A 3,468-nucleotide genomic window follows, 5' to 3' on the forward strand; every position below is an offset into this window, starting at 1 on the left:
TGAACCGGCGGCGTTCGACACCGTCGATGCACCTATTCGCCGTAATCACTATGAGTACTCCGTTGCTCACCAGTGGATGATGTTCGACTCCAGATCACGCGGGTAGAACGTGATCTGCTCGGTGCCGTCCTCGGTGATGAGGATGGTGTCGGAGTGGCGATAGCCGGCGTCGTCAGGGAAGTAGATACCGGGCTCGATGGAGTAGGCGTGGCCAGGCTGCATCACCTCGTCGCTCCCGCGGTCGATGAACTCCCGCTCGTGGGCCTCCATCCCGAGGTTGTGCCCGGTGTGGTGCTGGGCGTTCTCGAGCACACCCTGTTCGTGGAGATAGTCGTGTACCGCCTGGTCGACGTCCGCACAGGGAACGCCTGGCCCGGATTTCTCGAGCGCGATGCTCTGGGATTCCAGCATGATCTCGAAACGGTTTCGCTGCGTTCCCGTCGGCTCGCCCATGAACATCGTGCGTTCGAGCTCGCTCTTGTAGCCGCCGACGTTCGCGCTCGCGCCGGTCACGAGCACGTCGCCCTCTCGGAGTCGGCGGTTCACAGTCAGCCCGTGGGGGAGGGCGGTGTTCTCCCCGGAGAGGAACCCACAGCCGGCCGGGAACCCCCCACGCAGGTGGGACTCGTACCGCTCACCGAGCGCGTCGAGCATCGACATGGACGCGTCGAGGCTCGCCCGTTTGGCCACCCAGAGCTCGTGTTTCCCCGGCTCGGCGTACTCCGCGAGATAACGGTGGGCGAGGTTCCCCCACATCGCGGAGTGACGCATTAGGTCGAACTCGATCGCGGATTTCTCCTTGCGCCACTCGGTGACCCAGTCGACGGTCTCGACCTCGACGTCGGCGAGCTCCGCGAGCGAGGGGCCCGAGTAGCCCCAGTAGCCCGGTGCGCCGTCGGAGTCCGCGGCGACGCGCTCGACGCCGAGGCCGTCGAGCATCGCCGCGATGGCTTCTTCGGGGGTACGCCCGTTGTGGACCGGGTAGTCCCCACCGTCGTTCCCCGGATAGTCGTAGTAGACGTGAACCTGCTCGATAGTGGGGAACTCCTCGCTCTCGGCCCGGTCGGCCTCCAGCCGCGGCACCGACACCTCGACGGCATCGTCGGTGACCGCCAGACAGACCGGCCGCTCGGTCTGGAGATGGTGAAATCCCGAGAGCCACTCGACGCTCGTCGCCGAGAACAGACAGAGTGCGTCGTGGCCCGCCGCCGATAGCTCGTCCCGCGCAGCTTCGATGCGTGCTTCGAACTCGCCGGTCGGTAGTTGTGTCAGCATACACCTCGACTTTGTGGAACTCGGGTGAAAAAGATGAACCAACCGGTAACGTGCACCAATACGGGGCGGCGGGGCCGACATCGACCACACCGACCCGCTGCATAGTTCGTGCCTTACTGTCCTGTACCGGCTGGCTGGCGGCCGACTCATAGTGATTACGGCGAATAGGTTCAGAGACGGTATCGAAAGACGCTGATTCAGCAGCTCCCATCACCGACACGGATCGTCACGGCGGGACGGACTCGCAGTAATCACTATCAGGGGAGCGCCAAACGTTTATCAGCACAGAGTTGTGACCTTCGACCGAGAACATATGTCTGGCCAGGATTCACAGACCGAGGAGACGGGAGAGCAGGGAGAAAGCGAGATACAGGCGGCGCGAGAGCGCCTGGAGGAGGGTGCCGATAAGGCGATCGGGGAGTTCGACCAGAGCGTTGTCGACCTGCTTGCCTGGCTGCTCGACACCGAGACCCGAGCACGCATCTACGTGTATCTCCGGCAGAAGCCCAACAGCACCAGCGAGGAGGTCGCCGAGGGGACCGGTCTCTATCCGAGCACGGTTCGTGAGGCGCTCGCCGAACTCAACGAGGAGTCGAAAGTCATCCGCGGGAAACGGGAGAGTGCGGGCGCGGGCAACAACCCCTACGAGTACGAGGCGATCTCGCCGAGCGAACTCGTCTCTGAGGCGGTCGGCCAGGTCCAGAACCAGCTTAACGCCGTCTTCAACCTCGACGACAGGCTGAGCCGTGGCGACGACGGCGACGACGACGGCCCGATCACCATCTCCGTCAGCGACGAGAGCTCGGGGGTGGGCGACGAATCGCAGGGGGACGCGCCCGACCCCGTCGAGAGTGAGGGACACGAGGCCGACACCGACGCGGAGTGACGCCCTTTTAACCCCGGCGAGCACATCGGGACGTATGCAGGTCGCGCTGGGGGGTACGTTCGACCCCGTTCACGACGGCCATCTCGCGCTCTTCCGTCGGGCGTTCGAGCTCGGCGACGTGACTGTTGGGCTCACCTCCGACGAGTTGGCGCCGGAAACCAGACATCTCGAGCGGTACGTCCGCCCATATGAGAGGCGAAAAGCGGAACTGGAAGCGGAGCTCGAACCGCTCGCCGAGGAGTACGACCGGGAGTTCGAAGTGCGAGAACTCACCGAGCCAACCGGTATTGCCACCGAGGAGCAGTTCGACGCACTCGTCGTCTCGCCGGAGACCCGAAATGGGGGCGAGCGCATCAACGAGATCCGGGAGGAACGCGACCAGGACCCGCTACGCATCGAAGTCGTCGGCCACATCACCGCCGAGGACGGCAACCGAATCTCCTCGACGCGCATCGTCTCCGGTGAAATCGATCGACACGGAAACCTCACCCCCGAACGCGAGGGCCGCGGGAAAACGCCGCCGTCTGACGGCCAGCAGCAGAACTGCGTCGACAACGAACTGGGGCCCCACGATTGACATCCTCCCCGCCCTGAAGGGCGAGGATTCCCGCGTTGGGATATTGTGGTTTACGACGTGACCTGTTCTTGAGGTGCGAACACACCAGTTTCCTTGTCAAACAGGAACGTCGATGGCTGTGCCAACCAGCCGTTACTCCTATCACCGCCGTCCGTGACGGGACTCGGAGATACTTTCTGTCGAATGTTCTCAGCACCGTTCACGTCTGCATTCGCCACCATGCCGCATTCGTCGCACACGTATAACCCGCGTTCCACACGGTTCGCGTCACGTTTGCGACCACAACACGAACATGACTTCGACGTATCTCGCTCGGATACCCCTTCAACTGTGATGCCCTCCATCTCTGCTTTGTATTCGAGGAGGTCGGTGAAGCGGTCGAACGCCCATGAATGCAGGTCAAGGTTGCCGTGTTTGCCCCAGTTCTTCGCCTCGTCACTCTCCCCATCTTCACGGATACCGGAGAGGTCGCCCACCACTATTGTTCCAACACTTTCCTCAACGCATCGCTGTACGATGTGTTTCGAGAGGGTGTGGAAGTAGTGAGTGCGCCGTCGAGACTTCTTTTGGTTCAATCGCGTAGCCTTCTCGGAGTTCGAGTCGTCACACCGAGCGATGCACTTGCTGAAGTAGTAGTCGTCCTGCTTCAGGCAGTTCAGTGGGTACAGCTCGCTGTGTCCCCCCTCGTAGGCGAGCGCAGCCAAGTTGTTGATGCCGAGATCAACACCCA

4 protein-coding genes are annotated in these 3,468 nt (G+C 62.6%); 2 read left to right on the forward strand and 2 right to left on the reverse strand.

Annotation, left to right across the window (positions count from 1 at the left end; genetic code table 11):
* Nucleotides 1–66 precede the first annotated feature (66 nt).
* Entirely contained in the window at nucleotides 67–1,275 is a 1,209-nt protein-coding gene (locus V5A38_RS14525; protein WP_332326479.1) for a Xaa-Pro peptidase family protein, read from the reverse strand.
* A gap of 313 nt (nucleotides 1,276–1,588) precedes the next feature.
* On the opposite strand from V5A38_RS14525, the gene V5A38_RS14530 reads away from it, so the two are divergent.
* Together V5A38_RS14530 and V5A38_RS14535 are read left to right on the forward strand one after the other, a co-directional pair.
* Entirely contained in the window at nucleotides 1,589–2,161 is a 573-nt protein-coding gene (locus V5A38_RS14530; protein ID WP_332326480.1) for a winged helix-turn-helix domain-containing protein, read from the forward strand.
* Between the two features lie 34 nt (nucleotides 2,162–2,195).
* On the forward strand, nucleotides 2,196–2,738 hold the full coding sequence (locus tag V5A38_RS14535; RefSeq protein ID WP_332326481.1) for a phosphopantetheine adenylyltransferase: 543 nt from the start codon (nucleotides 2,196–2,198) through the stop codon (nucleotides 2,736–2,738).
* A 50-nt stretch (nucleotides 2,739–2,788) separates the two neighbouring features.
* Here the strand turns inward: V5A38_RS14535 and V5A38_RS14540 are convergent.
* Nucleotides 2,789–3,468 (reverse strand): transposase (locus V5A38_RS14540; protein WP_332326482.1); only part of this gene is annotated, 680 nt, incomplete at its 5' end.

The organism is Halolamina sp., from assembly GCF_036626355.1.
Lineage (GTDB): Archaea > Halobacteriota > Halobacteria > Halobacteriales > Haloferacaceae > Halolamina.

What these genes read in the sequence shown, in the direction of transcription:
- V5A38_RS14525 (WP_332326479.1), bottom strand. Translation starts at nt 1,275, where the DNA reads ATGCTGACACAACTACCGACCGGCGAGTTCGAAGCACGCATCGAAGCT.
- V5A38_RS14530 (WP_332326480.1), top strand. Translation starts at nt 1,589, where the DNA reads ATGTCTGGCCAGGATTCACAGACCGAGGAGACGGGAGAGCAGGGAGAA.
- V5A38_RS14535 (WP_332326481.1), top strand. Translation starts at nt 2,196, where the DNA reads ATGCAGGTCGCGCTGGGGGGTACGTTCGACCCCGTTCACGACGGCCAT.